Here is a 17,358-nt window from a genome sequence, read left to right on the forward strand (position 1 = left end):
ATATATTCATCATATACATACTCTTTTTATACTTCGATCGTATCATTGGTACGGTCAACAATGCGCACTGCTTTTCCTTCTGAGCGTGGAACCGACTTCGGTCCAAGCACTTTGACTTCCACGGAAATAAGACAATTATTTTTCATCACTTTCTGTATGTGCTTACCAAGCTTCCCTACGTCGGGGTGATCCAAATCTTCCTCGATCTGATTGAAAAAGGGTTCGTCTACCTCGACTTGTAGTTCTACATGCTGCATGCTTCCCTTTTTAAAGACATGGAGCTGATAGTGAGGGACGATGCCCTCTACACTCAACAGATAATGTTCAATTTCTGAAGGGAACACATTTACACCTCTGATAATCAGCATGTCATCAATACGCCCTTTCACCCTGGACATCTTGACAGTCGTCCTTCCGCATTTACACTTGCCGCGCTGCAAAGAAGCAATATCACCGGTCCGGTATCGTATGACCGGGAATGCTTCCTTCGTCAAACTGGTGAAAACCAGTTCACCATCTTCACCATCCGGTACAGGTTCAAGTGTATCAGGGTCGATGACTTCAGCGAGGAAATGGTCCTCTGCAATATGTAGCCCGTCTTGTGCTTCATGGCATTCCATCGCCACCCCAGGCCCTAACACTTCACTCAACCCATAAATGTCACAAGCCTTGATATCGAATTTTTCTTCCAGGGTACGTCGCATTTCTTCTGACCAAGGTTCAGCTCCGAATATGCCAAATTTCAACGATGTCTGACGGGGATCTTTTCCGTCCTGTTCCATATGCTCGGCAATGTTCAAAAGGTAAGATGGTGTTCCGCAAATGACAGTCGGTTTGAAATCCTCAATCAAGCTAATCTGGCGTTCTGTGTTTCCACCTGAAATCGGGACAGTAGCCATTCCCAATTCTTCACTTCCGCAATGCAGCCCCAGGCCACCTGTAAATAACCCGTAACCATAAGCGTTATGAAGTACTTCGCCCGGCTTACCGCCGCCGATCGTAATTGCCCGTGCAACCAATTCCGACCACATGCAGATATCATTTTTCGTATAGCCGACAACGGTAGGCTTTCCGCTGGTGCCGGAAGAAGCATGGATACGCACCAGCTCACTACGATCTACTGCGAACAATCCAAATGGATAGTTATCCCTCAGGGCTTTTTTTTCCAGAAACGGCAGCTTGGTTACATCATCCAGCGAACGAATATCCTCAGGTACTAACCCCATTTCGTCAAACTTTTGCTTGAAATAAGGTACATTTTCATAGACACGGTGAACGGTCTCCTGAAGCCTTTTTAACTGCAGTCCTTTCATCTCTTCTGATGAAGCGCTTTCAACTCCGTGCAATATCATTCCCCATCTCTCCCCTTGCATTGTATTAGCCCAAGACACCACCAAACAAATAGACTTATAATATGACGTAAATAATACGACATATAAATATTATGTTATTTAACACTAAATTTACCGTTAAAATAATAGAAAGTCAATGTTATTTTCGAATTTTCTGAAATTAATAGGGTTAAATGAAGTTTTGACAGGAAAGAAAAAATACAGTATTTTTAGCGGAGCAGGTACCGAGGAGTTTCGTCAGTATCTTTTATCGGGAAAGAATAAGGGAAATGAATTACGGGAGTGAACACCTTTGAATATATTATTAACTGGCTCCACCGGTTTTCTCGGAGGAAAAGTCATGAAAGAACTGATCCACGGGACAGGCCACCACTTATATATCCTCGCAAGAAATCGTAAAAAAGCAGAACAGTTGAAAGACAGCTTCACTACTGAAGAACAACACCGACTCCATTTGATAACCGGCGACATCACACTTCCATCTTTCGGCATGGAAGATGAACTTATCAGCTCGCTCACTGGCAAAATTGATTGCTTCTACCATTCCGCGGCTCTGGTAAAATTTGATGAATCTCTACGAGAGGAGTTATTTGCCATCAACTACGAGGGTACAAAGTATGCCCTGGAACTGGCTAAAAAACTCAGGGTGCGTAAATTCTTCTATGTAAGTACCGCCTATACCGTCGGAAAAAGGCACACAGGAGTCGAGGTTCTCTACCCGGAGGATGACAGCTACCATAACCCTTATGAAGAGAGTAAAGTAAAAGCTGAACACCTCGTGTTCAGCTATGGAGATGAAATGGATGTGTCCATTTTCCGGCCATCCATCATTGTGGGGGATTCAAAAACCGGGGAAGCGGATTCGGAGTTCACGCTTTACGGCTTTATGCGGGCATTGGATATTTTCAGACGTAGAATCGTACGTAAAAATGAGTCTGGAAATAATAGGGTTTACCGTGTGGTCGCCAACCCGATTGGCACGTCTAATTTTGTTCCAGTCGATTATGTAGCGGAAATATTAGCACTTGCTATAACGAAAGCAGAACCTTACGGAATTTATAATATTACCAATCCAAACCCTCCGACCAACGCAGAAGTGCTCGATATGTTCCAGGACGCTTTGGGTTTCCACCGATTGACTACAGTAGACGACCATCATAATTATGAGCTTAGTCCAGAAGAAGAAAAATTGAATGAAATGATCGATACGTTTAAAGTTTATTTAGCTAGTGATATCACGTTTAAAGATGACAATACAAAAAAGTTGATTAACGGCACCGATATCCATCATCTCCATATGTCACGAGAAATGCTGGAAATGATCATTCACGCCTATTTTACAACGGAAAGTTAGTCACCATAAAAGAGGCCGCCCTTACTATCAAAGGGGGCCTCTTTTCTATTTTCCTATCAGGAACTGAGAGAAAGATGCTTCTTTTGAATATCGCCATTGAATTCCTCTACAGCGCCTTCAAAGACAATCCTGCCTTTATTTAAAATATATATATAGTCAGCTATTTCTTTGGCCATCGCCAAGTTTTGCTCTACTAGCAGCATCGTAAGGCCTGCTTGTTTTAATTGCCTGATAATTTTACTTACTTCCTGCACCATCAATGGAGAAAGTCCTTCAGAAGGTTCATCAAGAAGGAGGAGTTTTGGGTTTGTCAATAGCGCTCTTCCAATAGAAAGCATTTGCTGTTCTCCACCGCTCAAATTTCCACCCATTGAATGCTGGCGTTCTTCTATACGGGGAAATAATTTAAAAACATCATCATGCTTCCATCCATTTTCGGTATTCGTTTTTGTGGTAAGCAGGTTCTCTTTCACTGTCAAATTGGGGAATATCCTCCTGCCCTGAGGTACCAGGCCGACCCCTGACTTGGAGATGTGGTAACTTTTGGCTGTTACCATATTTCGTCCTGCGACCTCTATTGTACCTTCCCTTTTTGGAACCATTCCCATAATGGAATATATAGTAGTTGTTTTCCCCATCCCATTACGCCCTAAAATGGCACAGACCTGACCTTGTCCAACCTTCAAAGAAAGGTTATGCAACACGTGACTTTCTCCATAATAGGCATTCAAGTTTTTAATCTGTAGCATCAAACCACCCTCGCTTTCCCCATATATATTTCGTTGACTTGCTGATTGTCACGTATAGCCTCAGGCGTGTCATCGGCCAGCACATGCCCATTGTATAAAACCAGCATCCGGTCAGATAAACCGAAAATCACATCCAAGTCATGTTCAATAATCATCAAGGTCAAGGCCTCCGGAAGGTTTTTAAGTAGTTCGACAATATAGTCCGTTTCTGATTGTGACATGCCGGCTGTTGGTTCATCCAATAAAAGCACCGATGGATCTGTAGCTACTCCAAGCATGATTTCAATTTGCCTTTGCTCTCCATAAGAGAGGTTTTCGACTTTCGTATTTCTTCGCCCATGAAGTCCCCAGGTTTCCAACAATGCTTCAGCTTCTTCATAAAGAGCTCGATAGGATCGGTTATTTCGTACTTTGAACCAGGTACTCTTTATTCCATGCTTCCGTTGAAGTACCAATAATAGATTCTCGAATATCGATAACTTTTCCAGCAGATTATTCTTTTGGAAGGTTCTGGCGATTCCTCGCCTTGTCCGCTTGTAATTAGGCTCGTTTGTGATGTGTTTTCCATGGAAAGCTATGGTACCTTGCGTCGGAGTAAGATCGCCGGTCAACAGGTTGAAAAAAGTGGTTTTACCAGCTCCATTCGGTCCGATGATGCCTATACGCTCTCCTCGGGAGACATCAAAGGATACTTCTTTTAGAATTTCAAGACCACCAAACCGTTTATTGATAGCGTTCACCTCTAATATAGTTTCCTCATACATCTATTTTCTCGCCCTCCTATGAAACTTTTTCATTACTTATGTTTTTAACTTTGGGACGTACTGTATGGTTTTGTATACCTTTAAAAATATCTTTGCTAATCCCGTATATCCCTGATGGAAAAAAGATGACAAATATAATGAACACTGCTCCCAGAATCATCATCCACATGTTTGTATAAGTAGAAACGATTGTTTCAAGTAGGACTATCAATGCAGCCCCAAGAACCGGTCCAAGCATCGTTCCGGCACCACCGATCAATACCATGATCAGTACAGTCCCTGACATCGTCCAATAAATATCACTTGGTGCTATGAACCCGTTGAAATACGTATATAAAGCACCTGCCACTCCGCCAAAAATACCAGAGATGACGAAGGCTGCATATTTATAGATATTTGTGTGATAACCCATTGATTTTAATCGCTTTTCATTTTCCTTGATACCGACCAATACTTTCCCAAAAGGGGATTCAGTTATGATGCCAAGAATCGCATACACAACCAGGAATAACGAGGCTACCACATAAAATACCCAGACAGTATTTGATAGCTCCCATCCAAACAAAATCGGGTTAGGGATACCAGATAACCCGTTCGATCCGCCTGTCCATCCAGTAGACTGATAGACAAATGAATATACCATTTGGGAAAATGCCAGGGTCAGCATCAGAAAATAGAACCCGCTTACTTTCAAACAAAAGAGACCGATGATACAGGCAAGAATGACAGAGAGTAAAACCGCTCCCCCTAACGTGAAAAGTAAGTTTGCCGATATATTTTGTGCAATGATGCCAGCCGTGTAAGCCCCTGCACCAAAAAAGGCTGCATGACCAAGGGAAACCAAACCTGTATAACCCACAATGACATTTAAACTAAGGGCAAAAATTCCAAATATAAGAATTTCAGTCAGCAGGTTGATATGAAAAGAAGTTAAAATAAAAGGTGAAGCAGCGAACAACAGAAGAGCGGTTGAAAATTTTAAGTATATTTTCATTATCCTTCAGCCACCTGCTTCCCTAATAGGCCATTTGGGCGCCACACGAGAATAATGGCCATCAGTGTGAAAACGAGGAACATACTCAACTCGGGGACCAGATAACGGCCGAATGTCTCAAGTACTCCAACCAGAATACTTGCAGTAAACGTTCCTGCAATGGAACCAAGCCCGCCGATGACAAGCACGACCAAAGCAAGAATAAGCGTTTGGAACTCCATATCTGGATATAGCCCAAGAATTGGAGCAGCGACCACGCCGCCAAAACCGGCAAGTATACCACCGAGTACAAAAACAGAGGTGAATACCAAACTGATATTAACGCCTAATGCTCCAATCATTTCACGATCGCTTAATCCGGCCCTGATGATAGCACCCCATCTAGTTTTATTTTGTACCCACCAAATCCCCACAGCAATCACTATCCCCACAGCAATGATCACCAGCCTGTAAAGCGGGAATAATTGACCAGCAATGGAAACCGATCCTGCCAATGATTCCGGGACACGAATGGAAAGGACATTCGTTCCCCAGATTATCTTAGCGATGTCATGAAATACATAAGCAACTCCCAGAGTCAAAAGAACTTGCGACAAGTGCCCTAATTTATACGTATAGTGCAGTAATGTCCTTTCCATGATCAAGGCTATAAAAGCTACGACAAGCGGCGCTGTCAAGAGTGCCAGCCAAAAACTTTGTGTGTACGTGGCTGTTACTGAATAACCGACATAGCCTCCAATCATGTATAGAGATCCATGTGCTAAATTAAGAACTCCTAAAATTCCGAATACAAGAGCTAAGCCACATGTAATAACAAACAGCAACATTCCATAAGACAGTCCATTGACCATCTGAGCAATGAGAATATCTATTTTGTCCACCTCCAACGTTGTTGATTGATTATTTTCCAGGGTCCTGTACATTTTCTATTTGATCGATCATGCTATTTTCTGTACGTCCTTCTTCTTGTATTGTCTCAAGGATATACATATCCTGTATGACATGATGGGTATTCTGATCAAAAGCGAACGGTCCCCGAGGACTATCGAACTCTACAGCCGCCATCGCCTTTACTATTTCCTCTGGATCTGATACATCTCCATCCAGTGCTTCGATCGTTTCTACTAATATCCGAGCGGCATCATACCCTTCCAAAGACTCGATGGTCGGCCGTCTGTCGTAGGCTTCCTCATAGGCTTCTGTGAATTTACCATTTTCTTCGTTCTCCAGATTGTAATCCCAGAAACTTGCTGCATGGACTCCTTCTGCTGCATTTCCGATGGATTCTCTTAAATCTTCAGAAACAAGCCACCCCGAACCCAATAGTTGAAACTTATCTTTCAGTCCATACTCTTCGTATTGTTGAACGAAACGCACTGCATCACTGCCTGCAAAGAAAGCATAGACACCATCTGCGTCGGAATCACGTATAGTAGTCAAGTAAGAAGCATAATCATTGTTTCCAAGTGGTGGATACACTTGACCGACTACCTCTCCTCCCGCCTCTTTATACGATTCCATAAAAGCAGCAGAGACCTCTCTTCCGAAAGCGTAATCGGCAGCAGCTACATAGATGCGGTCACCGATATTTTCATAAGCCCATTTCCCCATGGAATTGCCGATTTGCCAGGAAGAAAAAGAGGAGCGCCATATATAATCGCTTTTCTGTTCCCTCGTCAAATCATTCCCTCCAGCATGGGAGGTTAAGTAAGGCAGCTTATTCGTAACTATTTCGTCACGGATTGCGTAGGCGACAGCTGTACTTACGGCCCCAGTCAAGATGTCGATATCATCCTGGTCGATCAGTTTTCTCGTCCGCTTCAACGCCTCCTGAGGGTCTGCCCCTGTATCTTCTTCAATCATCTCAATTCTTTTGCCACCAGCTTCCCAGTCGACACTTTCAAAGTACAGTTTCATTCCATCTGACAGATCTTTTCCAAGGGAAGCATAGACCCCGGAAAACGGTAGAATTGCTCCAATTTTGACCTTGTCTTCTGAAGCATCAGCTTCTCCTCCCGAACCCCCTGACTGTTGAATTGCACTATTCCCACAGGCAGATAACACAAGTACAAACAGGATGGTACAAATGAACCCTATCTTAGTGATTTTCATGTTTTTCCCCCTCGCAAGTTTTTTAATGTGACTAAGTTAGAAACCGCTTTCAAAAAACTGTCCTCCTCTTTTTTTATTGGTAGTTTTATAGTATCCTAATATTCTGAAAATTACAATGCTTTTTGTACTTTCGTCATTAAAACATTATGAAATATTTCTATTATTTGATGTTATAGCTACTTAACTACTTAATAACATCAAATAAACAAACGTTATTTTAACTTTCGTTTTTATTTCATAATTAAACATCATAAAAAGAAAGGGCCCAATCGAGCCCCTCTCTATTTAGGTATCAGCATTAAAAATAAGTGAGTTATCTTTTATTACTATGGTTGTCTCAATTTGAATCGCTGGATTTTCCCGGTAGTTGTCTTAGGTAAATCTGTAATGAATTGGATTTTTCTGGGATATTTATACGGAGCCAATTTCTGTTTGACAAATTGCTTAAGTTCTTCACACAAATCATCGCAGGCTTCTCCGCTATCAACCAGTACAATGTTAGCTTTTGGATAAAGAAGACCATCTTGATCCTTCTCACCTACAACAGCAACTTCCAGTACGGATTGATGCTCCAGCAAAGTTGATTCGATTTCAACTGGAGAGACCCAAATACCTCCGACTTTCAGCATGTCATCTGAACGTCCGCAATACCAGAAACATCCCTCTTCATCTTCATAATACTTATCTCCGGTAAACATCCATTCGCCTCGGAATTTATGGTAGTTCTCCTCAAGGTTGTTCCAATAAGCAGTAGCTATACTGTCTCCCTTGATGACCAGATCACCAATTTCATTCTTTTCGACTTCTTTCCCTTCTTCATCGACAATTTTCGCCTGATAGCCAGGGACAATCCGACCTGTACTTCCCGGCTGCACTTCTCCGCTTCGGTTAGATAAAAAAATATGCAATGCTTCCGTCGATCCGATGCCGTCGAGGATGTCGATGCCGAACAAATCTTTCCACTTTTCAATATACGAAGCCGGGAGTGCTTCACCCGCTGACACACAAACCCTTACTGACGAAAGATCAGGTAACCGACCTGTCTTTTTCACGTAATTTATCATCGCCCCGTATAAGGTCGGGACTCCAAAGAAAATAGTTGGGCGTTGTTCTTCGAGAACCTTAAATACATTTTCCGGGGTCGGCTTGTCCTTCAACATGATCGATGTTGCACCTGCACCAAATGGAAAGTACAGTCCATTCCCTAGTCCATAAGCAAAGTAAAGCTTGGAAGCTGAAAATGTCCGGTCCGTTTCACGAATATTTAGAATATTTGAGGCATAATTTTTGAAAGCTGCTTCCATACTTCCCTGTCTGTGGATAACACCTTTCGGTTTTCCTGTACTACCAGAGCTGTACAACCAAAAAGCCGTATCTTCTGAAGATGTATAGGCTGTTTCTAACTCTGGGGATCGATTATTTATAAATTCATAAAAATCAATTTCTTCCGTATAAGGGGTCTCATCTGATAAAACAATGACATGCTTCAAGAAAAGAAAACGCGATTTATATTCTTTTATTTCTTCCCAAATATCTTTGTGAACGACAAAAACTTTAGCCCGGCTGTGATTAAGGAAATATTCATAATCCTGGGGTTGTATTTTATTATTAACCGGTATCGGTACGGCTCCTATTTTCAAAGCACCAAAAAACGAAGCGACAAACTCTGGGCAATCCGCTGTGGATATTAAGATACGATTTTCAATTTCGACATGAATTGACTTCAAAGCATTCCCGAACTGATTCATAAGGCTCTGTACCTGCTGATACGTAAGCTCTTCATCCCCGCAAATAATAGCTGTTTTATTATGATTTCCATTCTTCACATTTCTATCTACAAAGTGTACTGCAGCATTATAGTGTTTCTCCAAACCCCGGAGCTGTTCTATAGATTCAATCATCGTTAGCCTCCCATCTATATTTGAAAACGCATTCAAACAATAGCTTTAGAAAGAGCTAAGGCAGATTTATCGCCTTAACTCTTTCTGTGGCAATCAGCTTACTTACCGCTCCAGTTCGGCTCACGTTTTTCTAAGAAAGAACTGAGTCCTTCCTGGGCATCTTCAGAACGGAATAACAAGTTCTGTAATTCCCCTTCATAACGGATCGCTGCGTTGAGTGGCATCTCCTTGCCGTTCATGATGGAAAGCTTGATATTGGATGCAGCATATGTCGCGTTACTTGCAATATTCTCAGCATACTCTAGTGTCTTTTGACGGATTTCTTCTTGAGGATACACTTTATCGACAAGGTTGATGTCAAATGCTTCCTGTGGAGATACAGTTTCGCCGGTTATATTCATATCCAATGCTTTCGAGTGCCCGACCTGGCGAAGCAGACGCTGAGTTCCGCCAGTACCAGCAAGGACGCCAAGGCTGATTTCCGGAAGTCCGATTTTACCGGCTTGATCGCCCATGAATCGGAGATCGCAGGCAAGTGCCATTTCCAAACCGCCGCCGACGGTATGGCCTTCCAGGCAGGCAATCCAGATTTGCGGAGAACGTGCAATTTTATCTAACGTCTCGTTACAGAACAGGCAAAATTGTGTTTTGAATTTCGGATCCGCTGACTTCAGAAAGCTTACATCTGCACCAGCCGAGAAAAATTTCGGCATGTCGCTCATCAATACCGCTACCTTAATGTCCTGATCAAAACGAATATCGTCTATCGCCGCATTGAACTCTCGGTAATAATCCAGGTCATAAGAGTTGGATTTGTTTACGTGGATGTGTACCTCTGCAATTCCATTCTGCTTTTTCACCGTCAAATTCTTTTTTTCTGTCAATGTTTCTGTACTCATGATAATCCTCCTTGTAATTTAAATCTTTTATATTCTTTATTCAACACCTAAAATATTAAGTGGTTTCTCACCGATATAAGATACGACGCTTTTTGTTTCTGAATATAAATCCAAGGTCTCTGCACTTAGTTCACGACCGAACCCGGATTGTTTATAGCCTCCGAATGGAGCCCCCGGAAACGCGGAGATCGGATTATTGACCATTACGATGCCAGCCCGTAAACCAGAAGCAAGGCGATGGGCTTTTCCATGATCTTTCGTCCAGATTGCTGAACCGAGCCCGTAAATGGAGTCGTTCGCACGTTTCAATACTTCTTTTTCATCGCTGAACTTCATCAATACGACGACAGGGCCGAAAACCTCTTCCTGTGCAATCCGCATATCATTAGTCACATTGGCAATGATAGTCGGCTCATACCAGTGGCCGTTTTCATAACCTTCTACTTTGACAGGCTTCCCTCCGCAAAGTACTTCACCGCCTTCTTCTTTGGCAAGCTTCACATAGTCATCGACGGTTTGAAGATGTCCTTCAGAAATGAGCGCTCCCATATGGGTAGCTTTATCAAACGGATCTCCTAATTTGATCCTTTTAGCTTTTTCAACAAAGCGATCGACGAAGTCATCATAAATATCTTCATGGATGAAGACGCGGGACCTGGCCTCACAAGACTGGCCTGTATTATAAAAGATACCGAACAATGAACCGTCCACTGCACCTTCCAGGTCGCAGTCGTTACAGACGATGCTCGGGGATTTTCCACCTAGTTCAAGAGTGACACGTTTCAAAGTATTCGAAGCTCGTGACATGATATCCTTGCCGGTGTCTGTTTCACCAGTAAATGCCACTTTATCAACACCAGAATGTTCAGTCAGATACGGACCGATTTCGGAACCGCTCCCGGTGACAACATTTAATACACCTTCCGGAACACCTGCTTCCTGACAGATTTCAGCAAGCATGTAAGCGGTGATGGGTGTGTGACTTGCAGGCTTCAAAACGATGGTGCATCCCGCCGCAAGCGCCGGTGCTACTTTCCAGGCCGCCATCATCAGTGGGTAGTTCCATGGAATGATTTGAGCGCAGACACCCACCGGCTCCTTTTCCGTATAGTTGAAAAAACCATTTGGCATCGGATTTGTACTGCCGCCAAACGTAGTGATCGCTCCAGCATAATACTCGAAATCTTCAATCGCCTGGGAAATCTGTCCTTGAGCAGCTGCGGCTGTCTTCCCGGTATCCAGCACTTCCGCTTCAACCAACTCATTAAAGCGCTTACGCATAATTGAGGCAACTTTGTTCAAAAGCCTGGATCGCTTGGCAGCTGTATGCCTTGGCCACTTTCCTGAAGTGAAAGCAACCCGGGCTGCTTCGACGGCACGGTCGACATCTTCTTTCGATGCTTTCGCTACCTTTGCCAGCCTCTCTCCGTTAGCTGGATTATAGATTTCAAAAAATTCTCCTTTGCTGCTGTCGGTATATTCACCGTTTATCAAAAGCTGATACGTATCTTTTACTACTTTTACTTTCGTAGTTCCTACCTCCATTTCAAAATCCTCCTTAGAAGTTTTTTACACTTTTTCAATAATTACCGAAATTCCTTGTCCTACGCCGACACACATGCTGGCCAAACCATAACGGCAGTCCCGCTTTTGCATTTCATGGACAAGTGTCGTCAAAATTCTAGCACCACTGCACCCTAACGGATGACCAAGTGCAATTGCCCCGCCGTTTACATTGACAATCGCGGGATCAAGCTCAAGCTCACGAATACAGGCAACTGCCTGAGAGGCAAAGGCTTCATTCAATTCTACCAAGTCGATATCGTCAATTGTCAGCCCTGCCCTTTTCAATGCTTTCCTTGACGCTGGTATCGGCCCTACTCCCATGTATGCTGGATCGACCCCTGCGACCGCGGAGGTAACAATACGAGCTTTCGGCTTCAATCCTAATTCTTCTGCTGTGTTCTTCTCCGCAACCAGCAAGGCGCTCGCTCCATCATTGATGCCCGATGAATTCCCTGCAGTGACAGTCCCGTCCTTTCTGAAAACTGGTTTCAGTTTCGCCAAACCTTCCATTGAAGCTGAGGGACGCGGGTGCTCATCTTTAGTAAAAGTTTCCGGATCCCCCTTACGTTGCGGCACATTTATCGGTACAATTTCATCGTCAAAGCGGCCTTCCTCAATCGCATATGCTGCGCGCTTTTGACTTTCTAAAGCCAGTTTATCCTGCGCTTTCCTATCGACCTTGTATTCCCCAGCGACATTCTCGGCTGTTTCTCCCAAGCTGACAGGCGGGTACATCTTTTCCATTTCCGGATTGACGAGCCGCCAGCCGAGCGTCGTGTCATAAAGCTTCTCGTCGCCTCGCCCCCCGGTTACTTGAGGTTTCATCATCACATATGGGGCACGGGACATACTTTCTGTCCCTCCGGCAATGAACAAATCACCACGGTCAGACTGGATCGACATCGCTGATTGATTTACCGCTTCAAGGCCTGAACCGCACAGCCTGTTTACGGTCACTCCCGGCACACTCTTGGGCAGACCCGCCAACAGTGCGCCCATTCGCGCGATATTCCTATTATCCTCTCCTGCCTGATTGGCACACCCCATGAAAACATCTTCCACCAGCTCAGGGTCTATGCCGGTCCTCTTGACCAGCTCCCTGACTACGTGGGCTGCAAGGTCATCCGGCCGGACATTTGTAAGTGTTCCATTGAACTTGCCGATCGGTGTTCTTAGTGCATCTACAATTACCGGATCTCTCATTTCACTAGCTCCTTGACTTCTTTCTTCTCATGTTCACAAAATCCTCGTCCGGATCCACCCCAGCCTGCGTAAACAAACTTACGTAGCAGAGAAGCGGGACGATACCGTTCCTCCCCAAGGTGACGATGCAATCCTTCAAGCACCGCGTAGACATTCTCTATGCCTACCTTTTCTACCCATTCCAGCGGTCCATAAGGATAATTCGTTCCCTTTTTCATCGCTGTATCGATATCTGCCGCTCTTGCTGTCTTTTCCATATAAGCAAACACTGATTCATTGATAATTAAACTGATGATTCTTGGGAAAACCATTCCTGGTTCATCGTCGACGGTTTCCGTTTCCTTTCCGATAGCTTCCAACTGTTTACGCGCAGCCTCTAAATGCGCAGGATCCGTCTGAAGAGCTGGAGCCAACTCTGTCAGCTTGGTGTCAGCAAAGTTATCGAAAGCAGCAAATCCTACCAGCCTCTCAGGATGCTTAAGCCAGGAAGCCAATTCGTTTGCTGTCCATTGAAAAGAGGTCGATAGAATAGTAGTTGTTCTCGGAGCAATAGACTCAATAAGGCTTAGATTCTGCCTTTTATCGTATTGATCAAGGTTGACAGTTTCTATTACCAGCTCCGCTTCGGCCAGCCGTTGTTCATCATTCCAGGACACATTACTATCCGCGTGATCCTTCCAATATGTGAACAACGCTTCAGCAACCTTGTTCTTACCAATAATGCTGATGTTATGTGGCATAGTCATAAAACCCTCCTTCTGTTTTACGACCAAGCCGCCCCGCCTGTACCATCCGTTCCTGGTTATAGTGCGGACGGAAACGACTATCTCCGTAGAAGCTGCTGTAAACAGTATTGGTTGTAGCAAAATTGATATCGATGCCGATCATATCCTGCAGTTCAAACGGTCCCATTTTGAAACCGCCTGCTTTTTTCAAAATTCGGTCAATTTGTTCGACACTGGCAACGCCATCATTCTCAATCCTCAGCGCTTCATTATAAAATGGACGCGCTACCCGGTTGACGATAAAACCTGGCGTATCCCTGCAGACGACCGGATATTTATTCAGTTGTTCTGAGAAAGCTGTCAAGATATCGATTGTTTCTTGTCCGGTTTCCACTCCCCGAACGACTTCGACAAGCAGCATAAGGGGAGCTGGGTTGAAAAAGTGCAGGCCGGCCAGCCTGGATGGATCTTTCACCTTTCCGCCAATTTCCGTGATTGATAAAGAAGATGTATTGGTTGCAAAAATAGTTTCAGAGGGACAATACTCTTCCAATTGTTGAAAAATCGATTGTTTGATCTCCAGTTTTTCTGGAGCCGCTTCTACCACCAGATCCACACTACCGATACTGAGAAGGTCAGTTGTGACTGACAGCTTTTCTTTGGCTTCAGCCATAACCGAGGCTTCAGCACGGCCTTTTTCCACATGGCGGTCCAGCCGTTTGTAAATGCTTGCCATCGCTTTGTCTACCTGCTGCTGATCGATATCATAAAGTGTGGCATCAAAACCATGTTCTACCGCGACCTGGGCAATTCCGGCCCCCATGGTACCTGATCCAATGACAGCAATATGTTTGATTTTTACCATTTCGGCTCTCTCACCCTCATTCCTTGTGCGTCGTTTCTTGCCATTTGATATATTCAAAACAACTTTTGCATGCGTTGCAGTAATATTGCCTTACCAGCTGGGCCGTGCCAAACGGGGCGATGATTTGTACATTATCCGAAGAGCAGAAGGGACAGGCGATTTTTTTGTCTGTCTCAGACATGGGAAACATACCGCTCACCAAGTACTTCATTCATCGCTGAAGCGAATGCGGATGATAGTTTGCTAGACTCGGAAACTACACCTGCTTCTATCAATGGTTGGCTTCCTTCTACCTGTCTTATCCATTCACCGGCATGGTGATAAGCTTTTTCGAGATCCACTCTTGTTCTCCTCGGAATCGATCCCTGGTCTTCAAGCAGCTGGAGACACCAGTTTTTCGCATACATAACGTGCTCTGTCAATTCATTGGACATTTTAGCAAACTGCGCGTTAAGCTCTTCCCCTTTGTTCTTCATCAACTCTTCCATCACTAGATTGATAGCAACATTATTCACATATAAACCAGCGAGCAGCTCCACCCAGTTGGAGGCGTTTACAATTTGGTTGAAGGCTTTCCCTGTCTGTTCTTTCACATCTACTTTGCCGGCACGTTTTCCTTGTACTTCGAAAGACCACCGATACAACAACCGCGCATGACCAAGGTCTCCTTGTGCCATTGAAATTGATGCTAATGAGGCTTCCAGGTTAGGTCCGCTTACACCAAGCTCTACAAGTTGTTCTCCCATAATGAACTTGTTATCTGCTATAGTTTCAGCCAGTTCTACCAGTGCATTGATTTGTTGTTCATTCATTTATTTCACTCCTTCCTTTTCAAAAAGTCCTTCTGGTACTCGAACAGGGATCAAATCGGAATTCTTTACAAGGTGCATTTCCACCCAATCTTCCTCGTCATATATTCGCTGGGCATAGACCTTTGCCAGCTCATCACTTCCTGCCCGGAAGGAACCGACCTGTACCAGATCATCCCCCCGCTTGATGCGAGTGAAAAGGAAGTAGTCATTCCCTTCAGAAGAATAGCTCATGAACGAACCCCCCAGTGCTGCATTTTGTTTTTCCCTTCTTCCGTCATATCGTGGACCGTCCAGGCGGGACTCCATTGCACTTCGATTTCTACGTTTTCAACTTCCTCTTCCTTTAAAAGGCGCTCTTTGATATCACTTTCGATCCATACCATACATGCACATCCAGTAGATGTATAGGTCATTGTCACCTTAATCATGCTGCCTTCTTTATCAATCCCTCTGATTAACCCCATATCCACTACGCTAATAGGGAATTCTGGGTCCATAACTTCTTTAAGAGCGTCCCAGTACTTTTCAGTCGCTTGTTTTGTATCGTTCATTATGAAGCCTCCTCTTGGCGCATCTTTTCCATTTCTTTTGCGCCTTTTTGAATACGCGCAACAAATTCTTCGTTCTCTGGTCCACGTTTCTTGAATCGTTCAATCATACCTTCCCATGTATCCGGCTCGTCAAATTTCCATCTTCTGTTTTCTACATCGAATTTACATGGAAACGGTACATCTACAACATATTTTTCCTGGTCTTCATCATAATGAGCCGGCACCTTTACTCCAATGGATTCACAGAAAGGTACAGCGGTCGATAACCATTTCTGACGAAGCTCGTCATTCGTTTTCCCTTTGAGGCGATAATCGATCTGTGCCGAACGGCTCTTCTTCTGATCGGATACTCCAAAGAATTCCAATCCCATCATGAACATCCAGTCCACCGCTCCCTGGACTTGTTTGGCTGTCTCTGGTTTTTTCATCGCACTTTTCATGATGATTTCGCCATTTCTCAAGTGAAACAGTTCTTCTTTATCCACTTTAACCAAAGCCCGCTTCCAAGGGCCGTAAGAAGTGTTCTCGTAAGCATCTCCCAAAAGCGTATAACCTGCCCTATCGAACAACCCGTTAAATACTCCAAGTTCGATCCAATTGTTCAGCTTGAAGTCGAATGCGTATGGATTTTTCCACCGATTTGATGGCCGCTCATAAACAAGTCTTACCGTATCTTCTCCAAGCTCCTCCAGTAACCGGTAGGCGATATGTGCATGCCCAAGTTCATCCTGCATGACCGCCAGCGCTGTAATTTTATAATTCAAGTTCGGCGCTTCCTGATAAACCGTCAATAATGGTGGAACACTCAACAATTCGGTATCCCCTACAATCATCAATGTTTGTTTTAAAGCTTTTAAATAATCTTCATCCATATCTTCCATGCGTTCTACCATGAAGCCTTTACGTACTTTTTCCTGCAAAACCTCTGACTTGCTCATTACTCCACCTCTTTTATTATGTTTTTTTAATTTTCGTATTTAAATAATAATATAAGATAAGTCACAGTGAATGTCAATGGTTATATTATGTTTTTTTGACGATAATTAAATTAACAATAGTATTAACCTTGTCAAAAGTTAAAACCCAAGGTTAAAAGACATAAAAAAACACGGAAGGTTGGTTAACCTTCCGTCAGGCTGTCGAGAAACTCTCAACAGCCTTATTTATTTCAGTTGGCTTTTAATTATTCACTTCGAATTCGTTTCAAAGGTACGGATATCTTCCAGGAAATTTCCGTTAAAATTGTTCTTCAGGCCATGACCCACCGATGGTATCCGGGCGTATCCTATTTACGGATTTCACCCATTTAAAGGCCAATGCGAATAAGAAAAAATTCTCCAAACAAGAAGTGTTAGTAGCAACAGCCGAGTATATGGAAGAGTTAGATAGGGCTGTACGCAAGGATCGAGAAGATCGTGGAAAATTTATAGAATAAGAAAAGAGAAAGTGGAACGTAGCTTCGCAGATTCAAAAAACTGCATAGGCTGCGTTATTGTCTTTTATGCGGAAAG

18 protein-coding genes and 1 pseudogene are annotated in these 17,358 nt (G+C 43.7%); 2 read left to right on the plus strand and 17 right to left on the minus strand.

What is annotated here, in order from left to right:
• Nucleotides 1-26: 26 nt before the first annotated feature.
• A complete protein-coding gene (locus tag BLV00_RS05095) occupies nucleotides 27-1,352 on the minus strand; it encodes a phenylacetate--CoA ligase family protein (RefSeq protein WP_093043081.1) in 1,326 nt (441 codons plus the stop codon).
• 292 nt (nucleotides 1,353-1,644) lie between these two features.
• Between BLV00_RS05095 and BLV00_RS05100 the strand changes: the two genes are divergently transcribed.
• Entirely contained in the window at nucleotides 1,645-2,706 is a 1,062-nt protein-coding gene (locus BLV00_RS05100; RefSeq protein WP_093043083.1) for an SDR family oxidoreductase, read from the plus strand.
• Nucleotides 2,707-2,762: 56 nt separating this feature from the next.
• On the opposite strand, the gene BLV00_RS05105 is transcribed toward BLV00_RS05100, so the two are convergent.
• The 16 genes from BLV00_RS05105 to BLV00_RS05175 form a co-directional block, all read right to left on the minus strand.
• Nucleotides 2,763-3,455 (minus strand): ABC transporter ATP-binding protein, encoded by a 693-nt coding sequence (locus BLV00_RS05105; protein ID WP_093043085.1) that lies wholly within the window; start codon nucleotides 3,453-3,455, stop codon nucleotides 2,763-2,765.
• Nucleotides 3,455-4,219: an ABC transporter ATP-binding protein gene (locus BLV00_RS05110; protein ID WP_093043087.1), complete on the minus strand. Its 765-nt coding sequence runs from the start codon at nucleotides 4,217-4,219 to the stop codon at nucleotides 3,455-3,457. Before BLV00_RS05110 ends, BLV00_RS05105 begins: the two co-directional genes overlap by 1 nt.
• A gap of 16 nt (nucleotides 4,220-4,235) precedes the next feature.
• Nucleotides 4,236-5,213 carry a branched-chain amino acid ABC transporter permease gene (locus BLV00_RS05115; protein WP_093043089.1) on the minus strand — a complete coding sequence of 326 codons (978 nt, stop codon included), beginning with the start codon at nucleotides 5,211-5,213 and terminating at the stop codon, nucleotides 4,236-4,238.
• On the minus strand, nucleotides 5,213-6,085 hold the full coding sequence (locus BLV00_RS05120; protein ID WP_093043416.1) for a branched-chain amino acid ABC transporter permease: 873 nt from the start codon (nucleotides 6,083-6,085) through the stop codon (nucleotides 5,213-5,215). Before BLV00_RS05120 ends, BLV00_RS05115 begins: the two co-directional genes overlap by 1 nt.
• Before the next feature lie 28 nt (nucleotides 6,086-6,113).
• Nucleotides 6,114-7,325 (minus strand): ABC transporter substrate-binding protein, encoded by a 1,212-nt coding sequence (locus BLV00_RS05125; RefSeq protein ID WP_093043091.1) that lies wholly within the window; start codon nucleotides 7,323-7,325, stop codon nucleotides 6,114-6,116.
• A 326-nt stretch (nucleotides 7,326-7,651) separates the two neighbouring features.
• Nucleotides 7,652-9,226, minus strand: coding sequence for a benzoate-CoA ligase family protein (locus tag BLV00_RS05130; RefSeq protein WP_093043093.1), 1,575 nt, complete (start codon nucleotides 9,224-9,226; stop codon nucleotides 7,652-7,654).
• A gap of 98 nt (nucleotides 9,227-9,324) precedes the next feature.
• A complete protein-coding gene (locus BLV00_RS05135; protein ID WP_093043095.1) occupies nucleotides 9,325-10,125 on the minus strand; it encodes an enoyl-CoA hydratase/isomerase family protein in 801 nt (266 codons plus the stop codon).
• 36 nt (nucleotides 10,126-10,161) lie between these two features.
• Nucleotides 10,162-11,670 (minus strand): aldehyde dehydrogenase family protein, encoded by a 1,509-nt coding sequence (locus tag BLV00_RS05140; protein WP_093043097.1) that lies wholly within the window; start codon nucleotides 11,668-11,670, stop codon nucleotides 10,162-10,164.
• A gap of 24 nt (nucleotides 11,671-11,694) precedes the next feature.
• On the minus strand, nucleotides 11,695-12,894 hold the full coding sequence (locus tag BLV00_RS05145) for a thiolase family protein (protein ID WP_093043099.1): 1,200 nt from the start codon (nucleotides 12,892-12,894) through the stop codon (nucleotides 11,695-11,697).
• Entirely contained in the window at nucleotides 12,891-13,640 is a 750-nt protein-coding gene (locus tag BLV00_RS05150; RefSeq protein ID WP_093043101.1) for a 3-hydroxyacyl-CoA dehydrogenase family protein, read from the minus strand. Before BLV00_RS05150 ends, BLV00_RS05145 begins: the two co-directional genes overlap by 4 nt.
• Nucleotides 13,624-14,484: a 3-hydroxyacyl-CoA dehydrogenase NAD-binding domain-containing protein gene (locus tag BLV00_RS05155; RefSeq protein WP_093043103.1), complete on the minus strand. Its 861-nt coding sequence runs from the start codon at nucleotides 14,482-14,484 to the stop codon at nucleotides 13,624-13,626. Before BLV00_RS05155 ends, BLV00_RS05150 begins: the two co-directional genes overlap by 17 nt.
• Nucleotides 14,485-14,500: 16 nt before the next feature.
• The gene (locus BLV00_RS22740) at nucleotides 14,501-14,695 is read right to left on the minus strand and encodes a PaaD-like zinc ribbon domain-containing protein (RefSeq protein WP_425441645.1); all 195 of its coding nucleotides are present in this window, start codon (nucleotides 14,693-14,695) and stop codon (nucleotides 14,501-14,503) included.
• Entirely contained in the window at nucleotides 14,658-15,296 is a 639-nt protein-coding gene (locus BLV00_RS05160; RefSeq protein WP_093043105.1) for a Phenylacetic acid catabolic protein, read from the minus strand. The genes BLV00_RS22740 and BLV00_RS05160 overlap by 38 nt, the downstream gene beginning before the upstream one ends.
• Nucleotides 15,297-15,527, minus strand: a complete 231-nt coding sequence (locus BLV00_RS05165; protein ID WP_093043107.1) for a hypothetical protein — start codon at nucleotides 15,525-15,527, stop codon at nucleotides 15,297-15,299. It abuts the gene before it with no gap.
• A complete protein-coding gene (locus BLV00_RS05170) occupies nucleotides 15,524-15,847 on the minus strand; it encodes a metal-sulfur cluster assembly factor (protein WP_093043109.1) in 324 nt (107 codons plus the stop codon). The genes BLV00_RS05165 and BLV00_RS05170 overlap by 4 nt, the downstream gene beginning before the upstream one ends.
• Nucleotides 15,847-16,785: a Phenylacetic acid catabolic protein gene (locus tag BLV00_RS05175; protein ID WP_093043111.1), complete on the minus strand. Its 939-nt coding sequence runs from the start codon at nucleotides 16,783-16,785 to the stop codon at nucleotides 15,847-15,849. The genes BLV00_RS05170 and BLV00_RS05175 overlap by 1 nt, the downstream gene beginning before the upstream one ends.
• Before the next feature lie 243 nt (nucleotides 16,786-17,028).
• On the opposite strand from BLV00_RS05175, the pseudogene BLV00_RS21880 reads away from it, so the two are divergent.
• Nucleotides 17,029-17,270, plus strand: a pseudogene (locus tag BLV00_RS21880) (IS5/IS1182 family transposase); the annotation flags it as partial.
• Nucleotides 17,271-17,358: the final 88 nt, after the last annotated feature.

The organism is Thalassobacillus cyri, assembly GCF_900107755.1.
Classification (GTDB): domain Bacteria; phylum Bacillota; class Bacilli; order Bacillales; family Halobacillaceae; genus Thalassobacillus; species Thalassobacillus cyri.

Excerpts from the sequence above, each read along its gene's own strand:
- BLV00_RS05115 (WP_093043089.1), bottom strand. The coding sequence starts at position 5,213 with ATGAAAATATACTTAAAATTTTCAACCGCTCTTCTGTTGTTCGCTGCT.
- BLV00_RS05170 (WP_093043109.1), bottom strand. The coding sequence starts at position 15,847 with ATGAACGATACAAAACAAGCGACTGAAAAGTACTGGGACGCTCTTAAA.
- BLV00_RS05140 (WP_093043097.1), bottom strand. The coding sequence starts at position 11,670 with ATGGAGGTAGGAACTACGAAAGTAAAAGTAGTAAAAGATACGTATCAG.
- BLV00_RS05155 (WP_093043103.1), bottom strand. The coding sequence starts at position 14,484 with ATGGTAAAAATCAAACATATTGCTGTCATTGGATCAGGTACCATGGGG.
- BLV00_RS05110 (WP_093043087.1), bottom strand. The coding sequence starts at position 4,219 with ATGTATGAGGAAACTATATTAGAGGTGAACGCTATCAATAAACGGTTT.
- BLV00_RS05165 (WP_093043107.1), bottom strand. The coding sequence starts at position 15,527 with ATGAGCTATTCTTCTGAAGGGAATGACTACTTCCTTTTCACTCGCATC.
- BLV00_RS05135 (WP_093043095.1), bottom strand. The coding sequence starts at position 10,125 with ATGAGTACAGAAACATTGACAGAAAAAAAGAATTTGACGGTGAAAAAG.
- BLV00_RS22740 (WP_425441645.1), bottom strand. The coding sequence starts at position 14,695 with ATGAAGTACTTGGTGAGCGGTATGTTTCCCATGTCTGAGACAGACAAA.
- BLV00_RS05160 (WP_093043105.1), bottom strand. The coding sequence starts at position 15,296 with ATGAATGAACAACAAATCAATGCACTGGTAGAACTGGCTGAAACTATA.
- BLV00_RS05095 (WP_093043081.1), bottom strand. The coding sequence starts at position 1,352 with ATGATATTGCACGGAGTTGAAAGCGCTTCATCAGAAGAGATGAAAGGA.
- BLV00_RS05125 (WP_093043091.1), bottom strand. The coding sequence starts at position 7,325 with ATGAAAATCACTAAGATAGGGTTCATTTGTACCATCCTGTTTGTACTT.
- BLV00_RS05175 (WP_093043111.1), bottom strand. The coding sequence starts at position 16,785 with ATGAGCAAGTCAGAGGTTTTGCAGGAAAAAGTACGTAAAGGCTTCATG.
- BLV00_RS05145 (WP_093043099.1), bottom strand. The coding sequence starts at position 12,894 with ATGAGAGATCCGGTAATTGTAGATGCACTAAGAACACCGATCGGCAAG.
- BLV00_RS05105 (WP_093043085.1), bottom strand. The coding sequence starts at position 3,455 with ATGCTACAGATTAAAAACTTGAATGCCTATTATGGAGAAAGTCACGTG.
- BLV00_RS05150 (WP_093043101.1), bottom strand. The coding sequence starts at position 13,640 with ATGACTATGCCACATAACATCAGCATTATTGGTAAGAACAAGGTTGCT.
- BLV00_RS05130 (WP_093043093.1), bottom strand. The coding sequence starts at position 9,226 with ATGATTGAATCTATAGAACAGCTCCGGGGTTTGGAGAAACACTATAAT.